This window comes from Vibrio pomeroyi (genome assembly GCF_024347595.1).
In the GTDB taxonomy this organism is placed as follows: Bacteria; Pseudomonadota; Gammaproteobacteria; order Enterobacterales; family Vibrionaceae; genus Vibrio; species Vibrio pomeroyi.
Genome location: NZ_AP025507.1, coordinates 1,896,402 through 1,920,068 on the forward strand (window position 1 = coordinate 1,896,402; position 23,667 = coordinate 1,920,068).

The following is a 23,667-nucleotide window of genomic DNA, read 5'->3' on the forward strand; positions in this document are numbered from 1 at the left end:
ACTAGCCCTCCGCCTTAGCTAGAACGACCATGCCTGCTTTAAAGCTGCTTAACGGACGCTTAACCACTTGTACACTGTCGTCAGTTTCCACGCCCAGTTTGGTTGGATCGATATAAATCAAACCGCCCTTTTCAAACTCAACATTTGCATTTGATTTAGAAAGCTGACCGTTATCATCCACAAACCACAGGTCACCCTGCTGCGAAAGTGCAGAAGCTGGAAGCTCCCATAATTGAGTTAACTGCTTGCCCGAGATCGTTGCTTGTACGAATGTGCCTGGATAAAGATCTTTCTCTTGCTCCAAAGGGTTGTCGACTTTAACGATCAATGAGCGCTGACGCGTATCTTGTTGTAAGTGCTGCTCTACTCGCTCGACATAGCCTTGCCATTGGAATTGACCATCAGAACTCGACAAAGTCACTGGCCACGGCTGCTCTTTCAATTGCGAGTTGTCGCTGCTTGGTAGGCTCAACCATTGGCTTTCAGAAAGAGGCACGGAAACTTCAACCTCATCGATGCTGTATAACGTAGCGATTTGTGCGCCCGTTTGTGCGTAGCTTCCCGGTTGAACATCACGACTCACGACCAACGAATCAAAAGGGGCTACCAAGGTTGTTTTTTCGAGGTCTTGCTCAGCCTTTACCAATTCAAGCTTGGCGTTCTCTAGAGCGGCTGTTACTTGTGCCAGTTGTGGCTCACGCAGTACCAAAGGTGAATCAGGTTCGCCAGACAAACCAGAACGTTGCCATTCAGACTTAGCTTGTTCGCCTTGTCTTTGTTCTTCCAATAAATCCAATTGAGCTTGAGCAACATTCGCTTTGGCTTGGGTTACCGCTTGCTGGTAACTGGTCGAATCGATATTGGCGATCACCTCACCTTGGCCAATCACTTGCCCTGTTTCAAACTGCGAGCTGATCGTTTCTACTCGGCCACCGACTTCTGTTGAAAACATCAATTCGTAACGCGACTTTGCTTCGCCATAACCCACAACTTCGGCTTGGTAGTCACCCAATGTTGCGAGTACCACAGACACTTGTTGCTGTTGTGATGCAGCCAAGGTCGTCGCTTCGATAGACTTCGTATCAATAGACTTTGTATCAAGAGACATAGCTTGAGGCTCTGAAACCGTGAGTTCATTCGCCTTCTGAGGTGCGGGAGCAACTTGAGAGCCGTTGTAAGCAAGGGCTGCAAAGATGCTTGAACCAGCCACTAGAGTGATGGCTATTGTGATGGTATTCAGTTTCATGAAGATACTCCCAAGCCCAGAGCTAGGCCTAAATCAATTCGGTTTACGAGACGGTTATAAATGGTTTGTGTTAGCTGCGCTTCAAGGTCATAGGTTTGTTGCTGAACAGAAAGTAGATCAAAAATGTCGACCAAACCCTGACGGTATTTTTCTTCATAACTGGTGAAGCTGCGTTGTGCGCTCACCAAGGCGTTTGCTAGGTGTTGCTGTTGAAGTGTGAGTGACGACTCTTGTCCCATCGCGTTTTCCACTTCATTCACCGCACTAAGCAGCGTTTCTTGATAAGCCCAGTAGCTGGTTTCTGTAGTTAGGTCTGCAATTTCAGCTTGTGCTTTAAGCTTGCCACCTTGAAACAGGGGTGCTGATACTTGACCCAGTGCGCTCCACAAAGGCCCAGTCAGCAAGGCTTCACTCGGAGAGTCCGCCATGTCAGTCAGGCTCGCTGATAAGCTGATCGATGGCAGCATGGCTTTATATGCCGCATCTGCACGCAATGCTTCTGCTTCGATGTTGAAGAAAGCGGCTTGAAGATCCGGACGACCTGCCAAATCTTGCGTTGGCATATTCTCTAGCGGATTAATGATGGTTGGGAATGAACCGAGTTCCGCAAGCGGTAGCTCATCAGATTCACCACTCCACTGTCCGGTTAACAAAACCAATTCACGTCGGCTTTGTGCAAGCTGCTCGCGATAGTCAGCTAAAGTGGCCTGAGTCGATGCGCTGCTGGTTTTTGCGTTATCCAGATCTTCAAGGCTACCTAGCCCTGCGCGGTAACGTTCTAAAACCAGCTCTTCGTTATTTTCTAGAATCACTAAGCGCTGGGTTTCAATATCAACAAGCTGCTGCTTCAAACTGATATCAAGCCAACCTCTCATCACACTCGCGACCAACAGATCCTGAGCGCCCTGAAGGTTAGCCTGAGACGTCGCGATATCTTTTAAAGCGGCGTTGTTTGTATCTGCAAGCTTCTGCCATAGGTCGAGCTCCCAAGCAACCGTCACATCTGTGGTGTAGGTTTCAGTGGTGCTTGAACCGTTGGTGCCTTCGTCTGCTTGGCCTGAAAAGCTCGCATCTACCGTGGGTAAACGATCGCCAGAGGTTACACCTTGTTGTGCATAGGCTATTTTGAGTGCAGTGATGCTTTGTTGGAGGCTTGGACTGTTCTGGAGTGCGCGCTCAATATAAAGATCGAGATCGGGTGCATTCACTAAATCGGTAAGCTGCAATTTCTCAGCTTCCAGATCTTGGGCATTAGAAGCCGTTTGATTCGAAGCTTGTTCATCAGACGCTTGTTGAATCAGCTCTGAAAGCAGGCTTTGCTGTGTTTGATTAGTGCTTTGTTCGGCTAGCGATACGTAATCAGCCTGACTGGTTGAAGTACAACCCATCAAACCAACCAGAGCCAGCGCGATAACGGAATGTTTTAAAGGAAGATTCAATTTCATCTTCTTGTCTCCTGTAAGAATGGAGACAAGATAACGAGTTGGGGGTTAAGAGAGGGTTAAGGCGAACGTTAACCCTAAAGAAAATGCATAGAGCGTACGTTAAAACTGCTGATTTACGCGTCTGACTTGCTTGAGAAGAGTCCGCCAATCTTATAGCCAATCGCATAACAAACCACAGCAATCGTCACAAACACCAATGCCGAGAAGAAGTACGCCACCGATGCCGCTACGCCGGTGCCCCACACGACGCTAAACACCAAACCGAGATAAGCCTCTTGCGGCCACTGAGAGACAGGAAACTGAGTACCACCAGCAATAAGATAAACCATCGCAAACAAGCCGATAAAGGCGGTGATAAGACCAATGAGAACGCGCATGTTCATGGGAAGACCTTTGATTAATTGGACTTGGTTGCTTTTGTTCTGGTGAAAACCGATTGTTCTTAATCGAAGCCGAACATTATTAATCGCAACCTAATGATATTCAATTATATCGGATAAAACAGGCTTGCTCTATTACTCTTCCGAGTGAGCCTGAAACGCAATAGAAATAATGAGAGAAGTGGTTAAGTCCGAATAAGCTTAACGAGCAGGCACAAAAAAGCGGACACCCTTCTTACGTAAACTCCGTAAGTAAGGTGCCCGCTTTTAGTGAATCTAGCTGTTCTTTCTAAATCTAGCTTAAAGCAGGATGAAGATACCCGCTAAACATGCACTCATTAGGTTTGCTAGCGTACCAGCAGCTACTGCTTTCAAACCTAGGTTAGCAACTTCAGCACGACGCTCTGGCGCCATCACACCGATAGAACCCAGTTGAATCGCGATAGAACCGATGTTAGCAAAGCCACATAGAGCAAATGTCACAATCACTTGGCTGTGTTCAGAGAGCAGCGCTTTGTTCTCAACGAAGTCGATGAAAGCAACAAACTCGTTCATTACGATCTTCTGACCGATGTAAGAACCCGCCATCAATACTTCATCACTCGGGATACCAATCAGCCACGCTAATGGTGAGAACAGGTAACCGAAAATAGCTTGCAGCGTAATACCCGCAAAACCGAACGTTTCACCTAGGCTTTCTAGGCCTGTGTTGACCATCGCAATCACACTCACGAATGCAATCAACATAGTACCGACAGCCACTGCGACTTTCATACCGTTCATCGCGCCGCTTGCCAATGCATCGATCACGTTGCTTTGGTCTGCTTTATCTAGCTCGATATGGTCGTAGTCACTCGGTGTGCTGCGCTCAGGAACAATGATCTTCGCCATTAACAGACTACCCGGTGCAGCCATGAAGCTTGCGGCGATAAGGTATTTAAGTTCAACACCTAAACCAGCATAACCACCAAGTACACTACCAGCTACCGACGCCATACCACCTGCCATTACAGCAAACAGTTCAGAACGAGTCATAGACTTTAAAAAAGGACGAATAAGAAGAGGAGACTCACCCTGAGAAAGGAAGATATTACCTGTCGCAACAAGAGATTCAGCTTTACTTGTACCCAGCAGTTTTTGCACCGCTCCGCCCAAGATTTGAATAACTTTCTGCATAATACCTAAGTAATAAAGCGCAGAGATCAAAGCACTGAAGAAGATAATGATTGGAAGTACGCGAACCGCGAAAATGAAGCCTTCAGTAGCAAGGTCACCGAAAAGGAAAGCAATACCAGCGTCTGCAAAACCAAGTAGGCTAGAAACGCCATTACTTAGGCTTGTTAACGCCAACTGTCCCCATGGGAAATACAATACTAGAGCAGCAAAGCCAATCTGAAGTAATAGAGCACGAGAGACCGTTTTCCAGTTAATCGAAGAACGACTTTCAGATAGCAGGTACGCGCAAGCAATCAGTGCAATAACACCGACAAAACCAAATAGAATATTCATAATCTGTCCTAGTAATCCTTATAGAGTGAACATGAGCCAAGCAAATGACATCAAAGGAACAGGACAAAGAACCGCAAGCAAAACGCTACGCGATGAAGGAGCTAACAGAGTTAGCGACTGTAACAACGAGTTGTTCATGTAAAAAATCACCTTATACAAGCAGTGGAACGTAGCTGGTCCGGTCCGTGGGGTCATTCACATATCCATGTGACGGCTTGTATTGGCTAAGCACCGGCTTAAAACCGGAAGAGAAGTATAAACAGTTAAGTGAGACTTTCATCACATTTTTTAACGCAAACGATCGCGCGGTCATAAAACACACAAAATCGAACTATTTACCGTAATAATTCACTTTATCAGCAATAAATAAGAGAAATAAAAACGCTATTAAAACAAAAAGCCACACGATGTGGCTTTTTCAAAATATGCTAGAAAGTAGAAATGACTAGTTTAGTAGTGCACTTTTCACTTCGGCATCTCGGAATATCTCTTCAAAGCGCTGTTTGTAGATCAGTTGCATCTCATTGATGATTGCACCGCCATCAGGCACATCATTCTCCCCTTGGAAGTTTTTACTGAGTAGCTTCTTGCCAGCTTCATCATAAATAATCACGTTAACGTTATACCAAGAGTTGTCCGTAAATGCGTGGAAGTCATACTTCCATTCATTCAAAACGAACATCATCGATTTGTTATCGAACGCTTTCATCTGCTCGGCAACCTTAGTGATATCCTCTTCAGGTGTTGTCTCAACCGACTCAACCGCTACTTGCTGTTTTTTCAAGCCTGCCACTAATCTATCCGTTAAAAACTGAGACATTGGCTGCTGTGTCGCCGTGTTGTAGGTATAAGGAATACCTAAAGAGCTGCGAATAATACCCTCGAACTTTGGCTCTTTATCGTGATCGAGAACGTATGGTCGCTTATCAATCACAGCGATGGTCAGCGCTTTTTCTTGCGGAACTTCATTGAGTTGAGGTGCACTTTGCTCTGCGGTTAATACTGTTGCACAACCGGAAAGCCCTAGCGATACTGCAGCAAGCAGCAAACTGACGAGTTTTTTCATTAGATTTACCTATCTTATTGTTTTGAATAGCTGTTCTAACAAAAATTGTCTTAATGAGTAAACATTCAGAAAATCAATATTTTATATAATTCTCATTTATATAAATTAGCTCACACATCGGGTTGAATTTATTGAGTCATCACCCAATAACCCTCCAATAACAGGGACTTGTAACGGAACGTTATGAAATGAACAAATTATGTTCAAGCTATGTAGAGCACTGAGTAACCTCTCGGTTAATTCTGTGTGATTATTAGCAGTTTTCTGTGCTATGCCTCATGCTCGTCCTGAAGATGGTGTGAATGAAGCATCACTGCAAGTGACAGTATTCAAGAAGGGTGTTGATTTAGAGTCGGAAGACAACGGTGACGTTTACCTTTCAATTACTCTGGCGACGATGGACTCAGATAGCCACATCCATACGATTATGGCGCTATCAGAGTTATTCCAAAATGATGATGACATTGATGCCATTATCGCCGCGGATACAGAGCAAGCGATCATCGAGATCTTAAAGCGCTACTAATCTAGCCCAAAGATCCTGATAAGCCCCCCATTAAAAAAGCGATAGCCTCAGCTATCGCTTTTCTGTTTCTGGAATTAAATCATTTTTCATCGCGCGTGATTTAGGGAGTCACATCTAAAAGACTCACTGACACTAAAACGCGTACATTCTTTTATCTGTCGATAACTCAAAGCAGTATTGCGCATGTTTCTTAAGGCACTCAAACACTTCTCTATCCAGCTTAAAGTTATCAACGTGGTCCGTCAGAATAGCCATCGTCTGTTCTAGCGTCATACCTGCACGATAAGGGCGAGACTGAGTCAACGCTTGGAACACATCCACCACTGCTACTATTCGGCTCGGTTGATCCAGCTCTTCAGCCGTTTTTCCCATTGGATAGCCCGAGCCATCTAACCTTTCATGGTGATTAGATGCCCACTGACAAACCTGAGGAGAGCTGAACAACTCCTGCAGAGCGAATCGAGTGTCCGTTGCATGGCGTTTAATACAGCAATACTCTTCTTCGGTAAGTAAATCCGGCTTATGCAGAATGTCGTTAGGGGTTTGCAGTTTACCGATATCGTGAACCAAACCCGCTAAATAGAGTTTACGCTGAGTGGTGTAGGAATAGCCCATCTGCTTGGCGAGGTATTCAGAGAGTTGCCCTACCTTCAAAGAGTGTTTAAAGGTAAACGAGCTCTTGGTATCAACAACATTGGCAATAAATTCAGCGAAGGCGACCGTCTCATCCAACGACATTTGCTGGGAGAAGAAAGGTACAGGTTCAAAGTTATCCCTCATATTTTCAATGTAAGGGATCTCCATCGAGAACCAAAAATCATCCAAATCGACCAACTCACACATGTGTTGCACAAGGTTGGATTCGAACATCTCATCCGCTTGTTCAGTTAAGCGTTCAATGATGCTCGCTTTGCCATCGGGTGTGAGGTTTCCATAACGATCTGAAGAGGTAATGCCATACAAGTAGTCGACCCTATCCGCCAGCATCACGATGGCTGCTAACTCTTTCTCTAACTCGCTAATATGAATAGCCTTTAACTCAACCCAAGGGGTGTGATGATAAAGCACTGGCTTAGCGAATATAGAAAGAACCGGGCACTCTTTTAGAATTTGGTAGCCCTTTTGACAATGGTGGTAACTCGAGTCAGGAATGAACCCTGAAACCAAACTACGCTGCTCATCAATTTGCGAGACACCGCAGTCGTGAATTAACCCCAATGAGAACGCAAGTTGCGCTTGTTCTTCTTCCCATCCCACACTCAGAGCACATCGATACGCGATGTAACCCACCCTCTGTCCATGATTTTTGCTTTCGAAACCGACGTTATCAAGCGCCTTAGCAATACCAAATAGAGCCTTCCTTAGGTCTACGGTCACGTCCTGGCAATGTTGATTCATTAATTAAGCCTAGATTTTTTATAGTTTTTATATATTTAGGCCGCTAATACTAATGCATACTTAATGATTATATACACAACTATTGTAAGGTTTAATGGGTTTCGTGATAGAACTAACGCATCACGAAAATTCCGTGCTACAAGTGGTTGCATATTAAAAATCATGCGACATTATATCCTGCCGACTAAGATTCACTAAAATCAGCAGCCATAAGAAAAGGAAAGACATGTTTAAAACCGTTATTGATGACGAGCTATCCATCGCATTGGTTGAAGAGAGTTTCGCTGTTCATTACGCAGAGATCTCACAAAGCCAGAATGAGTACCTAAGCCAATGGCTTGTGTGGCCACCGCATTGCAAAACCGAGCAAGACTTTAGGATCTTCATCCAACGTTCGCTGCACGATTACGCAGAAGGCCAAAGCATGACCTGTGCAATTGTGTATAAAGAAAATATCGTCGGTAACTGTAGCTTCAACACCATTGACCACAATAAGCAGAAAGTCACGATAGGCTATTGGCTGTCTGAAACGTATCAAGGAAAGGGGATTGTTACCCGTGTGGTCGCGAAGCTAATTGATATTGCTTTCAATGAGTTAGACATGGAAAAGGTCGAGATATCAGCCGCAACGGGCAACCAGAGCAGTCGTAAGGTATGTGAGCGCTTACATTTCACCTTAGAAGGCATCATCACGCGCAATGAGAACTTAAATGGTCGCATCGTTGACCACGCGATTTACGGGCTTCACCGCTCTTAGCATTACCTCTCAAGCGCTCGCCTCTTGGTAAATGAGCATACTAAAAAGCCACGGTATTCGACCGTGGCTTTGTTACTTTACGAAGCTAAACCTAGAGCATAGAACTTAGAATCTAAAATCTAGAACCTGGAACCTAGTGCTTAGGTAACTCTCAAAGCGCCCAGTTATACGGTCTTAGGAATCACGATACTGAACTTTGCTCCACCATGGTTACTGTCGTCAATTTTAATATCCCAAGAGAGCTTTTTAGCGGCCGATAGAGCAATCGCAAGACCTAATCCCAATCCACCCGTTGCCGATGTTCGACTCGAATCTAAACGAGAAAACGGAAGAAACACTTCATCACGTCGCTCTTCTGGGATCCCAGAGCCATTATCTTCAATCACCACCAGCCAGTTTTCTGAGTTCTCATCCAGCGTCATCCACACTTTGTCTTGTGTGTAGTTGCCTGCGTTCTTAAGAATGTTATCAAACACCAAGCGCGCCATAGAGCAGTCACATTTTATCGTGCTTTCTTGATGAACTTTAGAATCGAAGGTCACGTTATCCAACTGCGAATAGCGAATCCTATCGAGACAGTACTCAAGCAGGCTAGCTCTCACTTTTACCAGTTCAAAGAAGGAGTTATCCATAACGTTCAGTTTTGACAGCATGATAATTTCTGATGTGAGGTCGTTGATATCCTCAATGTAAGTGTCAATATCATCAAAAAGCGCTTGATGGTGTTCTGGTGCTCCCCTTCTTAAAATATCAGTCGCCAACTGAATACGACTCAACGGCGTACGCACTTCATGAGGGATAGCTTGAGCGAAGATGTGACTCTGCTTCACCTTGCTCTCGATCTCTTCAGCCATGAAGTTAAAACTGCTCGCTAAATCAGATACAGGGTGAATCTCGTCCAATTCAGAACGGGTACTGAGCTTGCCTTTACCGAACTGTTTCTGCTTCTCGACTAACAGCTCTATTCTTTCTTGAAAACGCCTCACAGGTAAGTAAACACTTGCTCCAATCGCCACAATGACCGCCAGTAACAACCCTATTAGGAAGTGTCTTTCTGAATCCTCATACCATTCAATCTCGGGAGAGAAGAAATCCCCTACCTCACTGAATGCAAAGCTAAATCGAGAATTTGGTAACTGAAAGACTGCCGAATAGAGATTGTTATCACTCAGATAAATCGGCACCCCATTCAAGGTGGTGTATAACTCACATCGTTGGCAAGGCGCTTCGCCCGACCAATTCTCCAACAGGCGTAAATTGAAGATATAAAATTGTTGGTAGCCTGTTCTATCGAGTTCTTTATAGAGTGAGTTTTCTTGGTTGTGTTGGCGAGTGTACTGCTCAGCAAAGTAGATACCGTCGTTGAGGAAGGTTTCAATCTCGGTTCTTCGCATGTGCCCTTCACCAAGGTTCAAAAACAAAAATATCGTTGCCGACATTCCCGTCACAATTCCCAGGTACAAACGAGCAAACATCGAAACCGAGCGCAGTTTCGCAGTAATGAACTTACGCAACCAGCATGTACCCCTTGTTGCGAACCGTGCGGATCAGCTGTTTATCTTTTGCGTGAATGCGCAGCTTGCGGCGTAAACCAGAAACACGCATGTCAATCGAGCGGTCGTTAAACGCGTAATCGATCCCTCTGAATAGCTGACAACATTGATCTCGCGTCACAACCTGACAGATGTTATTCACAAGGAGGTTTAAAATTTCAAACTCAGCAGAGGTAAGCTTGAGGTTCTGCCCGTACAAGGTGGCACTTTGAGCCGCACTGTTGATGACAATATCGCACTGCTTTTCAGCCGCAGTTTCTTGCGCTTTTGCAGCAGGCGCAGCCCGGCGCAATAACGCTTCAATTCGAGCTAATAAGGCGTGGCCACGAATCGGTTTGGCAACATAATCATCCGCACCAAACTTGAATAAGCTGACCTCACTCATTTCATCAGCAGAAGCTGTGAGCACTAAGATCATGCCATTGTAAAACTCACGAGCCTGACGGCAGATCTGTGCACCACTCATGCCTGGAAGCATCAAGTCCAATAGCACCAAATCAGGTTCAATACTTCGGATCGCTTCAAGTGCCAAATTCCCTTCATGAACAACGCTAACACTGTAGCCTTCAGCTTCGAGGTAAAGCGTAGTTAAACGAGCTATCTCTTGGTCATCTTCAACAATGAGCACTTTGGTTTTTGACATTCCTATCACCAGTATTTATTAAAAGCGAGGGCAGTATATATACTGGTCATATATCATCAATGTTGTTATTAGAGCCTCAACTTTACCGTACGCAAAACATAGTAATCACTTTTGTACATACACGTTTACAAAATACGGAATTCAGCAACCACTGAGCCTTTCTTTACAAAGGCTGTAGCATAAAGGGTGCAGCAAACTGAGGGAAGAGTTGACGTGTTTTGTCCGCTTATCGCTCGCTTACATTTGCTTTATTTTCTTACGCGCACTTACATTTAAGGCATTTACAAATTCCGATCAAATCAACTATCCGCACACTCAGCTCATATCAGTGAATAACACTATAAATCAACAACCAAGCAGGCTAATAAACCAAACCATTGAGTCTTAAATCAAAAGAAATCGATTACTTATTTAATGTGCCAGTATTTTCCATTATTGAGCACACCACAGATCCTGTTAAGCGGTAAGTTCCTAAAGTAACATTCACTCGACCAATGAATTAACTCGTTATTAGACAACCACCACTTGGACACAGGGCCCTCTTTAAGATGAATAAATCGCTTTCACTGCTACTTACAACCACTGCTTTAGTTTCAACACCGCTTATTGCTGACACCAATAAACATGACACTGTGAACAAGATTCAAGAACAAGTCAGTGCTTGGATAGACATTCAGGTAACACCACAAAACAGCATTATTCAGAAGATGGTTTTTAGCTGTGAATTCTACAGTGCCACGCCTTCAATCAAGTCGCCAGACGGCAACGAGAGTAGCAGTGGTTCATACCTCTTTTACTCACACAACGGTGTATTGGGTACCGTGACAGAACCTTACACAACCCAACCATTGCCAGAATTAACCATGTGTCTTAAGGAAAACTTCGTGGTCACTAACCAAGATGAGGCTCAGCTGTTGTTCGAAGCCATCGAAACGGTCTATCCAAATTATTCGATGTTCGATAAGGACTTCCCTAGAGAGATCACAAAGCAACCAAATGGATGGCAGTTGATTGATGGTGAGATATTTGATGACAAAAAAGGCTATGTCATCGAGACCACGCCGCAAGGTAAAGTGACGAAAATTATCCGCTCACTGAACCTGTAAAAGTTGAAATTAAAGATAAAGACAAAGACAAACAGCCTACTGACGGCATGAGTTCAGTGGGCTTCGTTCGACCCAAACATCCGTGTGCCGAGTTCAATATGATGACAAGTTATCAGCCTTTCGAGTATCTCCAGTGTCCTATTTGGATATATGACATTGATAATAAGAGAATAACTTGGGCAAACAGCAGTGCCCTACCTCTTTGGGAGTCTGAATCTCTATTTGAGCTGACATCACGTGATTTTAGTGTCGAGATGTCCAAGGCGATAGAAGCAACGCTCGAAGAGTACCAAAGGCAGTTTCTCCGAAATCAAAGCATCAAAACTTGGTGGAACTTCACGCCTAAGTACATTGCTAAACGAGCACTGTGTTTGTTCTCTGGGATCCCACTGCCAGACGGACGAACCGGCATGTTGGTACAAGTCGTAGCAGAAGAAGGTAGCCTAAAGCACGACCTCGCTTGCTCGGATGGTTCAAACCTCTCCCTTTTATTTGATAGATCGGGAGCGGTAGTGAGTGCTAACTCTGCATTTTCCCAGAATTATGGCGCGCCGTTTTCCACCCTCTCCGACTTTGTTTCAAGTGAAGAAATTGCAGCCCACTGGTTGTTCTCGGCGCGTAAAGGACGAGAGATTTTAGAAGAGGTTAGCTGCCATATTGGTGATAAAGCCCACCACTTTGATGTGCAGGGAAAATGGCTATTTGATAAGAGTGAACTGCTGTTAAACCTGACTTGTACCACCAAACAGAAAGAGAAGCTGATCAAAGCCAGATACAATGCAGAACACGACTGTTTAACCGAGCTATACAATCGCCGGGGAATCACCAACCTCTTAGAAACCAGTATTGCTTATCGCTCTCCCTTTGAGTTGATGTTCGTTGATCTTGATGGCTTCAAACTGGTCAATGACACCTACGGGCACAGTGTGGGTGACCAACTGCTCAAACAAGTGGGTGAACGTCTAAAGCAGCTCGTTGACGAAACCTGCATGATTGGTCGATTCGGTGGTGATGAATTCATAGTGATCGCCCACACCTGCCGAAATCAAAACATCCCGCTGCTTTGCACGCGAATTATTGATGCCTTAAACCGAAGTTTTCATATCAGAGGCATTGGTACGCTCTCAGTCGGTTGCAGCATTGGTACTGCGCATTTCCCCGATAACGCCGTGGATCAAGAATCATTACTGAAACAGGCGGGAATGGCGATGCACATTGCTAAAGCCAATGGTCGAAACCGCTTCCAAACCTTCACGCCTGACTTAGCACAAACGCTTCACCGAAAAGTAGAAATCCGCCATCGATTAACCCAAGCCCTAGAAAACGAAGATCTCGACCTGCATTATCAGCCGATCATGAATACCAACAATGACAAGGTTAAGGGCTTTGAAGCGCTACTTCGATGGTCAGACAAAGAGCTCGGTAACATTGGCCCTGATGAATTCATCACCTTGGCGGAAGAAACTGGGCAGATAGTGCCACTCGGAAAATGGGTGCTCAATTCAGCACTGAAACAGCTATCAATATGGCATCGAGAGTTTGATCGCGATCTAATGATGAGCATCAACATCTCGAGTATTCAAATGCACGCAACCTTTGCTGAACAGTTGTCTGCGATGCTTAACTTCTACAATATCCAACCGCAAAACATTGCACTTGAGATCACTGAGTCTTCGATGATTTTCAAACACGGTGAAGTAAGACAAGCATTAAGCGACATCTCAAAATTAGGCGTTGAACTCCATCTTGATGATTTTGGCACTGGCTACTCTTCCCTCTCTATGCTGCACGACTTACCAATTAGCACCGTAAAACTCGATAAAAGCTTTGTTCACGGTTCACATAAAGGAAGCAAAGCAATTGTCCAAGCGACCCATGCGATTTGCGACAAGTTGGGGCTCAAAGTGGTGGCTGAGGGCGTCGAGACCGAGACACAAAAAGACTTCTTAATCGACTGTGGATACCAATACCTTCAAGGATATTTGTTTAGCAAGCCAATCCCGTCAAACGAAGTCGAAAGCCAATTTTTATTCGTTCGATAAGTCGGTTAATAAAGTTATTTTTATCAACAAGTTAGAACTTTGAATAATTAATAAACAAGGTAACAGCACCAATGTGAACGCTTACGTAGGCTTACATTACGCAAAACAACAAAGAGACAAACATAACTCTTTGTTAATTAATGATTTAAACATGATTTCGAATTAGACCATCAGATTGTACTTACACCTACTCCCTGTAATGGTTTTAGCATTTCGATTACCCTCAAACCGTCACTTAATCAGATTCATTCATTGGTAAATATGAGCAGACAAAACGGCTTCACTCTCTTAGAACTTATCGTCGCTGTACTGATCTTAGCGGTGGTTTCTGCCACGGCCATGGTCAAATTCTTAGATATTCAGGGCAGTGCGCGCGCGAGCAAAATACACGATGTGGCTGGCAACCTTCGCACGGGTATCGACATGATCTATGCGAAGTCTGCGATTGCTGGTGTGGAAGGAGAATGTGACTACGTTGAAAAGACCGAGATTGAAACCTACTACGTCTGTCATGGTTACCCAATCGCTTATGTCGATTCCTTAAGACGCCTGCTTAATATTGACCAAGCAGAACTCTACGTAAACAACAAAGAAGTCGAGGAAGGCAGCAATGCAGAAAGAGTTGCCGCTATCTCTTTTGATACGGAGAGTTACACCTATTCACCTGTCGGCGATTTTTGCCAGGTACTCTATCAACCGGAAAAAGAACCGCAAATCGTCGTTCTTGACGGTGCATGTTAACCAACATCTAGCGCTCACTGCCTAACCACAAAACCTGACCTTGATCTCCATATTTAGGTGAGCTTTATCCGCTTAATGTCAGTTCTTTTTCAGCTCATTCTTGACTGTGCCGCGACTCATATTTGAGCCTCATTATTGCGTAGACTTTTTCCATCCTGACAAAATGAGAAAGAGAATCATGAAAAAGAAAACCTTCGTTTTACCAGCCATCGTTATTGCAACGGTATGTATCCCATTGTCTGCATTCGCAAAAGACCGCGATAATTCTATTGAAGCTGGTGTCACTTTCATCGGCAATCAAGAAATGGCGACCTTCGGCTACAGTAAAGAATTGTCGAACAATATCGTTGTCGGTGGTGGTTTCTCATTGGGTACAGAAGCGGTAGATTTAGAACCGTCAAACTCACAAGATGCATGGGGCCTGTACTCCAACATCGGTTATAAGTTTGAAATTGCCGAATTCGATATCATCCCTAAGATTGGCATCAACTATCTGAATGCAGATGTGGAGTTTGACGATGCTTCACTTAACGGCCTCAATATCGATAACGTCTATGGCTCAATAGGTACAACAGTGAACTGGCGTATGATAGGCCTAACGGTGGATTACGGTAAGATCAATGATTCAGCAATGGTGCCAGATGGTTCAGGAGGCACAACACCATTTGAAGAAGACGTAGTGCGCGTTACCGCCAGCTTCAACTTCTAGCCTCTTTGGCGTTTAGTCTTTAGCCTTCCGTTCCTTGTCAAAAAAGCGGTAGCAAGAAAAGCTGCCAAAGGAACGTTTAAAACGAAAGGCGTCACAAGAAAGTCTTCAAAAGAAATCTGCCGAGAGCTCCTATTAGCCCGTCTAATTAGGGGCTTTTTCAGCGCTGTAAATAAAACAAAACCGACTTACTTAGACTATGTTTGATAGTGCGTATTAATTAATCAAAAGCCACTTTTGCTTTCTGGTTATAACTCACTCAAAAAGAATATTTATTGAAGCAAATCGTTAATATAGTAAGGTTTCTCCAGTGACACAGTCATTATAAAAACCTCACTCATATCAAATTGAAATATCTTTCAACAAAATAGAGCACAAACACTAACCCATAACAGCTTAATCATGGAATCAACATCACAGTTCAATCGACCTAACGCTTTGAGTTGCCCCCTTCTTAGTTAAAATTAAAAAGCAAGATTTTAATAACATTACATTAATTGATAAAGCCTATTCATAAAACCCCGATAAAACCACTACTGATATTAGTGTCAATTAGCAATATCATTAAATAAAGAAATATAACGCCTCAATTAAATGATATTAATATTACCTATTTCATTGTAATTAAATTTTATCCTGAAAAAACCTGATAAATCAGCCCCATCAATAACCACCACAAATACCACGCGCAACTACATTAGCAATCACTAAAGTTATGGTTAAAACTGCTGATATAGAGGCTTATAAATGGATAAATACCAAAACAAATGGATAAATCCCCCTTGTCTCTTGTAAAACATCGGCTTTCATTTATAAATTCAAGTTTTGGGTGAACATCTCTATAACCTTTCATTACAGCCCAGATTCTGCGATTAGTATCAACATCTTAAGAGGAAATGGTGACATTTTAGTTATGTTATTTAGAACGGACTCTTGGGTTGAATGACAATCCCAGCCATCACATATCAATCACACAAATATAATAACTATCGCTTAGGAGTTGAGCTATGCACTGTTCTTTCAATATAAATAACAATAATGAGAGCTTGCAACTAATCTATAATGAAGAAAAAATATATATCAAAAGAGACAGTAATAAGATATCAGAGGAAACTCTTAATAGTAAAGAGAGTTTTGTCTTCAAATATTTAATTGAGAATGCTTCAATTTCTAACCCTCAATCCGCTAGAGATGTTGAAGAGTCTTTTAAATCGCATTTTGATGAAGAGTTCAGTTTGTACGCATTAAAGAATATTATCGCGTCTATAAGAAAGAAATATCGAAACCTGTGTGAAGAAGCCGAGGTTGATAATAATAGTGAACTCATTTCTAACCTTTATAAGGTTGGCTATTTTATTGATCTCGATAAGAGCTCAGAAAACCGCATAGCGCCCAAAGACAACATCAACCAGTTCAAACCCAGTCAGATAGAGATGCTCAAACTGATGTTCAACACCTATCATAAGGAGTTGATCAGGGCTCTGATAACCGTGTTCACCGCGACGTCATTCTTCTTGTTCGTTGTCTACTTTTTCCAAATCCTTTATACAACGAAAATTGCAGATGAATACAGTGGGAACACCAAACATATTGCAGAAGAAGTGATGGATTATGGCTGTGATAGCCCTGGGGCCGTACATTCACTAAGGCATTCCCTCAACCTCGACTCGGTCGTCATGACCACCCCTCATGGCTCGTGCTATATATCCAAAAGCCGCTCACAGTATGTGGAACTCGATAAGATTGATGACTTCTACGACAGTGGCGACTTCACTTATTCGCGTTTCAGTGACCCTGAAAATGATATCGATCTGACGGTTCGTATCTCCAAAGGTTCTATTGAGGCACGTTACAGAAACTCACTGTTGCCTCTACTGGTTGATTCGGTCTCTATACAAAAGAGTGGCTACTACATTCTCAACCTCGGAGATAACAGTCAGCCGATTTATACTTCTGAGCTACCGAGCGGTGCCTCGATCACTTTCTATAGTGACGATATTGTTGCGCTGTGGGTTACACTTTCACTACTGCTCGCCACCCTACTCTATCGCTCATATATTTTAGGTTTCGTTATCTACCTGTATCGTTGGAAACACATCTCGTTTGAAGAAGAGCCAATCATCAACACAGAAGACAACACCGTTTTGTACTACGAGTTGCTATCTAGGGTGCGTAATGTCGGCGTTTTGAGCTTCATCAACACCATGAGACGCACCAACCTACTGACGTTTCATACGATTTTACTTATCGAAACGGTCAGAAACGCCAAGTTAAACAATAGTCATGAGATCTACGGTGTCAACGTCTGCCCAAGTGCTTTAGTTGGGAATAACTTTTCAAAACTTAAAGTGCATTTGGATGCGATGGAAGCGAATGAATTTGTGGTTGAGATAACTGAATACTCAAACATTGGTTATGGCTGCGAGGTAATAGACAACATCAAGGCGATCAAAAAGTTGGGAATCACCATCGCATTGGATGACTTTGGTACAGGTAATAACAACATCGAAATCATCGGTATTATCTCGCCAACCTATCTGAAGCTGGATCGCTGTTTTGTTAAAGACATCGAATCAGGAGAGCACCATCAAGGTGTGTTGCTTAACATCTCAGAGATCGGACGCTTGTCCAACATCACGATGATTTACGAGGGTGTCGAAACGCGCAGGCAGCAATACATCTTGTGTCAGTTGGGCTATAACCTGCATCAAGGTTACCTATACAGCCGACCTCAAAGCACGACAAGCTAATCACTTTGAGCGCTTAATCCTAGCAAAGCACCTGTGAACGCTAAGGCATCAATTGGATTAGGCGTTGCTACACGTAAGGATTTCAGAGTTCACAGGAAAATAAGCATCAATCAACCCTTGAGCAGAGAGTGGCTTATCGAAGTAGTAACCTTGTAATAAGTCACAATGGTATTGCTGCAACTTCTCCATCTGCTCTGGGGTCTCGACCCCTTCCGCGACGACTTTCATTTGGCAAGACGCACCAATATCAATGATCGCTTTAACCAAGGTTTCGCTGTGTTGACTGGAGTTGAGCTTGCCAATGAAAGATCGGTCAATCTTGATCTCGGTGATCGGCAACGTATTGAGGTAATTCAGTGATGAAAAGCCCGTACCAAAATCATCGAGCGAGATACCAAACCCATACTCACGAAGCCTTCTCAGTATCGGCTCTACAATATGTAGATCTTTAATGAGGATGTTTTCTGTCAGTTCTAGAGTGACTCGACAAGGGTCGATGCCCACTTCTTCAACGAGACCAATCACTTTGTCATCAAAGCCAAGTTCAAAGACTTGTTTAGGTGACACGTTCACGGAAACACATACTGCTTCTGGTCCGTTTGACATTAAGCTCAAAGTGTCTTCACACGCTTTTCTTAATACAAACTCACCAATCTCGTGAATCTTGCCAACTCGTTCTGCTGCCGGAATGAAGTCCAGCGGAGATACAAAGCCAAGCACACTATTGTGCCAACGACAAAGCGCCTCTACACCTTTTAGCTGCTCGGTATGAGAGTCCACTTGAGGTTGATACAGCACACTGAACTCGCCCTTGTCTAAGGCTGTTTCTAACTGTTCTTCAATCGAAAAGTCATACTTCACTTTCTGATTGATCACATCGTCATAGAAAACCGCATCGCCTTTGTTCAGCTCCTTCGCCTTGTACAACACAATATCGGCCTTGGTTAGCAACTCTTCCACCTCTGTACCATCATAAGGATACATAGACACGCCCGCAGAGCATTGCGCAGAAACAGAAGAACCATGCAGATCAAACGATGGCTCGAACACATCTTGGATTTGTTTAACCTTGTTTTCCGCTTCCACAAGGTCGTGAATACCCGGCAGACAGAAAACAAACTCATCGCCGCCAAAACGTGACACGATATCATTAGGCCCTAAGATACGCTCAAAGCGCTGACCTATCTGTTTCAGTAGTTCATCTCCGCTCGCGTGACCATATTGGTCATTAATGCGTTTGAAGTTGTCCAAATCCACAAACACTAATGCCACCAGCTTGCCTTCAAGTTTTGAATGCGCGATAGCTCGGCTGACTTGCAGTTCGAGTTCTGAGCGGTTTGGGAGAGCGGTTAAGGAGTCGTGTCTTGCCATATGTTGAAGACGGCGGCGGCTATTTTGAATTCGGTTGAAGTCATCGGAAATTCTCTGTTCCATTTGAGCAAAACGTATTGAGATCCTTCGGCCAACCAAAGCACTGATAAAAATGCACGCTAGGGAAACGAGCACGCTCATGACGAGAACGAGCCCGAATTCGTTGCGAGACTCAGCTAATAACTCATCCTTTCGCTTCTCTATCGAGGCATTGACGTTATTCAGGTAAATACCCGTCCCAACAATCCAGTCCCACTCGCCGACATTCTGGACGTAGCTACTCTTTGGGCCTATCACGCCCTGTTTATCTTCCGCCATATAGTCGACAAACCCGCCCGTCTCAGCTTGAGCCAGAACGTCTTGTTTGAAGCCATCTCCAATTAGGTCATACACATTAAGCTCTCGCCCCGCATGAATCTGGTTCGCATGAAGCAAGCTGTTGCCGTTCTTCTCAAAAACAAATAGGTACCCATTGTCGCCAATCGTCACTGTCGACAGGATCTCAAGGATTCGTTGGTAACTGGTGCGCTTAACATCTTCAATCGAAACACCTGTGCCGAAATACCAATCAAACGGCTCAAATCGGCGGATATAACTGAGTTTTTCAAAATGGTCGCTGCCGAGATGAGGCTTTTCGAAATCTTGCCCATCAAACCCAGGACGAGGGGCAAAATAGCGAGAGTAAGCCCCATCGGTCGCTTTCAGAAGGTCGATTTGCTCTTTGATGACAGGCACGCCACGGATGTCGGTCTCTTCCAACTGGTTTGTGTTTTCAAGTTCAGGATACAGTGGATGGACTAACACATTACCTTGCATGTCATAAGCATAGATATAGCCCTTTTCCTTGGCATAACTCAGCTTTCTAATCTCATTAAGAATGAGTAACTTGAGTTCTTCTTGTGGCAGGTGTTGATTGGAGGAATAGATATTTCGAGCGGCGGTATAAGCTCTGTCTAAGCGACGAGTGATTGTCTTTTTTGTCTCAGATTCAATAAGGCGTTGGGTGTGCGTGATTTGCTGAGACACCTGCAACACCTGGGTCTCAATCGATTCCTTTTGTGCTGCAATGTAATCCGTTCTGATGAGATTAACCAACGCCTTAACCTTGTGGTCTACGCTCGTGAACATCGCCACATTCAATATGATCGCAGAAAAGATGATGATGGTTATTGGCAAATACTTGGTAAACCAAACCAGTTTTTTGTCATTAATGTGCAACATACGAATTCAACACCACAGTACGGAGTGCTATATAATGACATTGTTTTTACTGAACATCCAACTATAAAAATATTCTATCTATTTCTATAAAAACCTTGCCAATTCGAATAAAAAGTTTAGTGTTATACATATGTATATCACCATGCAGTTTTGATTATGACCGAATGGAAAGACGACCAACCGATCTTTAGGCAGCTTGCTACCAAGATCAGTGACCAAATTCTTCAAGGTGTTTGGTTAGAGCAACAAGCATTGCCTTCGGTACGTGCCGTTGCTGCCGATCTCAAAATCAACCACCTTACTGTCATGAAAAGCTACCAGTTACTGGTGGATGAAGGCTTGGTTGAGAAAAAGCGCGGCCAAGGCATGTATGTGGCCGAAGGTGCACTGCAAAAGTTGAAAGAGTCGGCACACCAAACTTTCATTAACACACAGATCCCAGCCATCGCTGAGACACTAGGCATCATTGATATGAGTGTCGAAGAACTCGTGAAACAGCTAGCACAACACATCAAGGACAAGTCATGAGTACTTTACTTTCCGTGAAAAACGTAACCAAAACCTATTCAAATCAAGTGGGTGTCGAGAACATCAGCTTTGAGTTAAAGCCGGGGCAAGTGCTTGGTTTACTTGGCCACAATGGTGCGGGTAAATCGACACTGATTAAGTCACTGCTTGGTGGACACAACTATCAAGGTGAGATTGAGGTCAACGGTTACCACCCTATCCACCAGCACGCGGAGCTCATGCAGCACCTATCTTACATTTCAGATGTGAACGTGTTGCCAGAGTGGATGACAGTGAAACAACTGCTTCGCTACACAGAAGGTGTGCACCCAAGCTTCAATAGGCAAAAAGCCGAACAGACGCTAAGCAGTACCAACATTAAGATCTCTTCAACGATCAAGCAGCTTTCTAAAGGGATGAAGGTTCAACTTCACCTTGCGATCATCATCGCGACGGATACTCAAGTCTTGATCTTAGATGAACCAACGTTGGGTCTAGATCTACTCTACCGCGATACTTTCTATCGCCATCTTCTAGAGTGGTTCCACGACGGCGAACGCGCGATGATCATCGCCAGTCATGAGGTTTCAGAGATCGAACACCTATTAACGGATGTGTTGATTCTGAAACAAGGTCACTGTGTGATGCAAAAGAGCATGGAAGAGATCGAGAACGACTACTTCATTATCGATGTGGCAAACAACCACTCTAGTGAGATCCAGAAGCTCAATCCACTGACCTCACAACCGGGGTTAGGAACAACTAAATGGTTATTGGAAAGTCAGTACAAAGAACAGGTTGAATCATTGGGTAACATCTACAACGTTGGTCTCGCGGACCTATTCCTTGCAACACAGACGGAGAAGGCATAATGCACCCAAGTTTTTACATGCTAGAAAAAGAACTTATCGAGCATAAAATTAACACTCGACTGCCTCTGTTTATCGGATTGTGTGGTTTCTTGCTGTTCGTTAGCTTGTTCTTTAGTGGTCAAGCGCAACACGACTTTTTCTTCCAAATGGAGGTTAACGGCGACGTAAGCAGCATGCACAGAGACTTCTCACGAGATCTCAATTCAGTGATCTACTTTGGCGCGGGCCTAATTTCACTGTTGCTTTCTACGCTTTACATCCCTAAAACATTGCGTAAAGAACGCCAAGAAGGCAGTTCGATGTTTTGGAGAAGTATGCCTGTATCGAATGCCATGACTCACGCCGTAAAGCTAGGTTTCGGCTTAGTGGTAATCCCAGCTATTTGTGCGCTATTGGTTCTATTTGCTGATGTTCTGTTCTGGATTCTGAACCTATCAAGTGAACAACCATTGGCACTGTTAGTTGAGCAGCAGTCGTTATTTTACGTACTCAGCAATTGGGTGGTGTTCTTTGGTCGCATGCTGCTGGTTGCGTTAGTTCTATTGCCATTGGCAACGATGACTCTGGCAATTTCGCAACTGGTTAACTCTCCGCTGCTTGTCATTTTTGTTTCAAGCTTTGCAATTAAATGGTTGGCTATCGCGCTATTCGGTTTCTATGGCATCAATGACTTCTTTTCTGTCATCGCTTCACTGCCGATGAAAGTGCTGACGACAAGCAACCCATTCAGTGCACTTTCAGGAGTTTCGATTCTGTCTTTAACTATTTACGTACTGCTCGGCATTGGTGGTTACCTGCTAAGCCTAAAACTGAACAGAACCGACGATGTGAGCTTGAAGACGCTGTTCCAACGCTAGAGTCATCTGGCTTGAGGCTCACAGCAGACACAAAATCTAAATCAAAGCTTCTGAGAAATCGGGAGCTTTTTTATTGGCTGGCGCTTTCTTTTAGGCGAAATGCGTTTCAGTGACTTGAATGGCAAAAAAGATTTAGTCACGAGTACGAGTTGATTTTGGTGCGTAAGAATTAAGTGAAGTAAAGATAACAAGAGAGGGTATTAATGAGCTGACATTGAATTGCATTATTGGTAATGCCTGCCAGCTCTTGGGGGATGATTTCTTTAGTCGCCGACCAGATGAAGGTACTTGAGAGTGCTATTGAAATCGGTTTGTTGCGTTTTACATACCCAATTGAGGGTTTTGTTTGAAAGCCTTTTCGCTTTCAGCTTTGTAACTTTATAGGTTTAGATATAAAGCTTATTTCTTTGAAGCTTCTTTTGACGTGTCTTTCCAGTATTGGATGCGAACGCGATGAAGCTGTGCTCTTCTCATTTTTTTCATAAGGGATATTTCCTTTTCTTTAACTGCTCTTCTTGAGCTATTTTTTATTGCCAACCATTCGAATCTAACGGTGTTTGACGGCCAGATCAATGATACAAATCACAAAACATATAGGGTTTTAAGTACCATTTACATCAAAGTATGACCTAGATATCAACTATGGCTCAATTTAATCCGATGAGCCGTTGTTCGAAATTAAGATTAGTTATCTCAGATGACAAATTCATTTCAGTACCAATACAGTTCAATGATACCTGTTTAATAGACCGGACCAACGCAGATTAAGTTCCCAATAACTTATCTTTCCTACCTATTAACTTATCACCTTCAGCAATAAATGTTACGGTGTAACCCCACCTCCAATTGTATTGACCATTTTTTATTCACATTAGCCTATACGACACAAACTCAAAATGGGATTATGTTTGTAACGGACGGCGCTTTTAATGGAAAAAGCGAGTAATGGGCAAAATTAAATGGACGTAATA

Annotated in this window: 18 protein-coding genes and 1 pseudogene; 10 read left to right on the forward strand and 9 right to left on the reverse strand. The window is 43.7% G+C overall.

Annotation, left to right across the window (positions count from 1 at the left end; all coding sequences use genetic code 11):
• Position 1: 1 nt before the first annotated feature.
• From OCV12_RS24280 to OCV12_RS24300, 5 genes are all read right to left on the reverse strand, one after another.
• On the reverse strand, positions 2-1,246 hold the full coding sequence (locus tag OCV12_RS24280; protein ID WP_261886455.1) for an efflux RND transporter periplasmic adaptor subunit: 1,245 nt from the start codon (positions 1,244-1,246) through the stop codon (positions 2-4).
• Positions 1,243-2,691 (reverse strand): TolC family protein, encoded by a 1,449-nt coding sequence (locus OCV12_RS24285; RefSeq protein ID WP_261886456.1) that lies wholly within the window; start codon positions 2,689-2,691, stop codon positions 1,243-1,245. The genes OCV12_RS24280 and OCV12_RS24285 overlap by 4 nt, the downstream gene beginning before the upstream one ends.
• A 113-nt stretch (positions 2,692-2,804) precedes the next feature.
• Positions 2,805-3,074: a hypothetical protein gene (locus OCV12_RS24290; protein ID WP_261886457.1), complete on the reverse strand. Its 270-nt coding sequence runs from the start codon at positions 3,072-3,074 to the stop codon at positions 2,805-2,807.
• Positions 3,075-3,371: 297 nt separating this feature from the next.
• A complete protein-coding gene (locus OCV12_RS24295) occupies positions 3,372-4,580 on the reverse strand; it encodes a NupC/NupG family nucleoside CNT transporter (protein WP_146492737.1) in 1,209 nt (402 codons plus the stop codon).
• Positions 4,581-5,025: 445 nt separating this feature from the next.
• Positions 5,026-5,646, reverse strand: a complete 621-nt coding sequence (locus OCV12_RS24300) for a YajG family lipoprotein (RefSeq protein ID WP_239829229.1) — start codon at positions 5,644-5,646, stop codon at positions 5,026-5,028.
• Between the two features lie 250 nt (positions 5,647-5,896).
• On the opposite strand from OCV12_RS24300, the pseudogene OCV12_RS24305 reads away from it, so the two are divergent.
• Positions 5,897-6,172, forward strand: a pseudogene (locus OCV12_RS24305) (PTS sugar transporter subunit IIA); the annotation flags it as partial.
• Between the two features lie 132 nt (positions 6,173-6,304).
• On the opposite strand, the gene OCV12_RS24310 reads toward OCV12_RS24305, so the two are convergent.
• Positions 6,305-7,570, reverse strand: a complete 1,266-nt coding sequence (locus OCV12_RS24310; RefSeq protein WP_017632637.1) for an HD-GYP domain-containing protein — start codon at positions 7,568-7,570, stop codon at positions 6,305-6,307.
• Between the two features lie 226 nt (positions 7,571-7,796).
• Here OCV12_RS24310 and OCV12_RS24315 point away from each other — a divergent pair, with 226 nt between their 5' ends.
• A complete protein-coding gene (locus OCV12_RS24315; protein ID WP_261886458.1) occupies positions 7,797-8,327 on the forward strand; it encodes a GNAT family N-acetyltransferase in 531 nt (176 codons plus the stop codon).
• Positions 8,328-8,491: 164 nt separating this feature from the next.
• Here the strand turns inward: OCV12_RS24315 and OCV12_RS24320 are convergent, their stop codons facing one another.
• Complete coding sequence (locus OCV12_RS24320; RefSeq protein ID WP_261886459.1) at positions 8,492-9,841, reverse strand: sensor histidine kinase; 1,350 nt, start codon at positions 9,839-9,841, stop codon at positions 8,492-8,494.
• Positions 9,834-10,523 (reverse strand): response regulator transcription factor, encoded by a 690-nt coding sequence (locus tag OCV12_RS24325; protein ID WP_017632634.1) that lies wholly within the window; start codon positions 10,521-10,523, stop codon positions 9,834-9,836. The genes OCV12_RS24320 and OCV12_RS24325 overlap by 8 nt, the downstream gene beginning before the upstream one ends.
• Before the next feature lie 548 nt (positions 10,524-11,071).
• On the opposite strand from OCV12_RS24325, the gene OCV12_RS24330 reads away from it, so the two are divergent.
• From OCV12_RS24330 to OCV12_RS24350, 5 genes are all read left to right on the forward strand, one after another.
• On the forward strand, positions 11,072-11,629 hold the full coding sequence (locus OCV12_RS24330) for a hypothetical protein (protein ID WP_261886460.1): 558 nt from the start codon (positions 11,072-11,074) through the stop codon (positions 11,627-11,629).
• Between the two features lie 47 nt (positions 11,630-11,676).
• Positions 11,677-13,671: a putative bifunctional diguanylate cyclase/phosphodiesterase gene (locus OCV12_RS24335; RefSeq protein ID WP_261886461.1), complete on the forward strand. Its 1,995-nt coding sequence runs from the start codon at positions 11,677-11,679 to the stop codon at positions 13,669-13,671.
• A 261-nt stretch (positions 13,672-13,932) separates the two neighbouring features.
• Positions 13,933-14,412 carry a type II secretion system protein gene (locus OCV12_RS24340; RefSeq protein ID WP_017632631.1) on the forward strand — a complete coding sequence of 160 codons (480 nt, stop codon included), beginning with the start codon at positions 13,933-13,935 and terminating at the stop codon, positions 14,410-14,412.
• Between the two features lie 178 nt (positions 14,413-14,590).
• Positions 14,591-15,121, forward strand: a complete 531-nt coding sequence (locus tag OCV12_RS24345; RefSeq protein WP_261886462.1) for a hypothetical protein — start codon at positions 14,591-14,593, stop codon at positions 15,119-15,121.
• Between the two features lie 1,004 nt (positions 15,122-16,125).
• A complete protein-coding gene (locus OCV12_RS24350) occupies positions 16,126-17,868 on the forward strand; it encodes an EAL domain-containing protein (RefSeq protein ID WP_261886463.1) in 1,743 nt (580 codons plus the stop codon).
• Positions 17,869-17,925: 57 nt separating this feature from the next.
• On the opposite strand, the gene OCV12_RS24355 is transcribed toward OCV12_RS24350, so the two are convergent.
• Complete coding sequence (locus OCV12_RS24355; protein ID WP_261886464.1) at positions 17,926-20,460, reverse strand: bifunctional diguanylate cyclase/phosphodiesterase; 2,535 nt, start codon at positions 20,458-20,460, stop codon at positions 17,926-17,928.
• Between the two features lie 156 nt (positions 20,461-20,616).
• Between OCV12_RS24355 and OCV12_RS24360 the strand changes: the two genes are divergently transcribed.
• Genes OCV12_RS24360 through OCV12_RS24370 form a run of 3 tightly spaced genes read left to right on the forward strand, consistent with a single transcriptional unit; the run spans position 20,617 to position 22,696 of the window.
• Positions 20,617-20,988, forward strand: a complete 372-nt coding sequence (locus OCV12_RS24360; protein ID WP_176680003.1) for a GntR family transcriptional regulator — start codon at positions 20,617-20,619, stop codon at positions 20,986-20,988.
• Entirely contained in the window at positions 20,985-21,839 is an 855-nt protein-coding gene (locus OCV12_RS24365; protein WP_261886465.1) for an ABC transporter ATP-binding protein, read from the forward strand. The genes OCV12_RS24360 and OCV12_RS24365 overlap by 4 nt, the downstream gene beginning before the upstream one ends.
• Positions 21,839-22,696 (forward strand): hypothetical protein, encoded by an 858-nt coding sequence (locus OCV12_RS24370; RefSeq protein ID WP_261886466.1) that lies wholly within the window; start codon positions 21,839-21,841, stop codon positions 22,694-22,696. Before OCV12_RS24365 ends, OCV12_RS24370 begins: the two co-directional genes overlap by 1 nt.
• Positions 22,697-23,667 lie beyond the last annotated feature (971 nt).

Bases quoted from the DNA above. Each gene is read 5' to 3' on its own strand.
- OCV12_RS24280 (WP_261886455.1), bottom strand. From the start codon at position 1,246: ATGAAACTGAATACCATCACAATAGCCATCACTCTAGTGGCTGGTTCA.
- OCV12_RS24285 (WP_261886456.1), bottom strand. From the start codon at position 2,691: ATGAAATTGAATCTTCCTTTAAAACATTCCGTTATCGCGCTGGCTCTG.
- OCV12_RS24290 (WP_261886457.1), bottom strand. From the start codon at position 3,074: ATGAACATGCGCGTTCTCATTGGTCTTATCACCGCCTTTATCGGCTTG.
- OCV12_RS24295 (WP_146492737.1), bottom strand. From the start codon at position 4,580: ATGAATATTCTATTTGGTTTTGTCGGTGTTATTGCACTGATTGCTTGC.
- OCV12_RS24300 (WP_239829229.1), bottom strand. From the start codon at position 5,646: ATGAAAAAACTCGTCAGTTTGCTGCTTGCTGCAGTATCGCTAGGGCTT.
- OCV12_RS24310 (WP_017632637.1), bottom strand. From the start codon at position 7,570: ATGAATCAACATTGCCAGGACGTGACCGTAGACCTAAGGAAGGCTCTA.
- OCV12_RS24315 (WP_261886458.1), top strand. From the start codon at position 7,797: ATGTTTAAAACCGTTATTGATGACGAGCTATCCATCGCATTGGTTGAA.
- OCV12_RS24325 (WP_017632634.1), bottom strand. From the start codon at position 10,523: ATGTCAAAAACCAAAGTGCTCATTGTTGAAGATGACCAAGAGATAGCT.
- OCV12_RS24330 (WP_261886460.1), top strand. From the start codon at position 11,072: ATGAATAAATCGCTTTCACTGCTACTTACAACCACTGCTTTAGTTTCA.
- OCV12_RS24335 (WP_261886461.1), top strand. From the start codon at position 11,677: ATGAGTTCAGTGGGCTTCGTTCGACCCAAACATCCGTGTGCCGAGTTC.
- OCV12_RS24340 (WP_017632631.1), top strand. From the start codon at position 13,933: ATGAGCAGACAAAACGGCTTCACTCTCTTAGAACTTATCGTCGCTGTA.
- OCV12_RS24345 (WP_261886462.1), top strand. From the start codon at position 14,591: ATGAAAAAGAAAACCTTCGTTTTACCAGCCATCGTTATTGCAACGGTA.
- OCV12_RS24350 (WP_261886463.1), top strand. From the start codon at position 16,126: ATGCACTGTTCTTTCAATATAAATAACAATAATGAGAGCTTGCAACTA.
- OCV12_RS24355 (WP_261886464.1), bottom strand. From the start codon at position 20,460: ATGTTGCACATTAATGACAAAAAACTGGTTTGGTTTACCAAGTATTTG.
- OCV12_RS24360 (WP_176680003.1), top strand. From the start codon at position 20,617: ATGACCGAATGGAAAGACGACCAACCGATCTTTAGGCAGCTTGCTACC.
- OCV12_RS24365 (WP_261886465.1), top strand. From the start codon at position 20,985: ATGAGTACTTTACTTTCCGTGAAAAACGTAACCAAAACCTATTCAAAT.
- OCV12_RS24370 (WP_261886466.1), top strand. From the start codon at position 21,839: ATGCACCCAAGTTTTTACATGCTAGAAAAAGAACTTATCGAGCATAAA.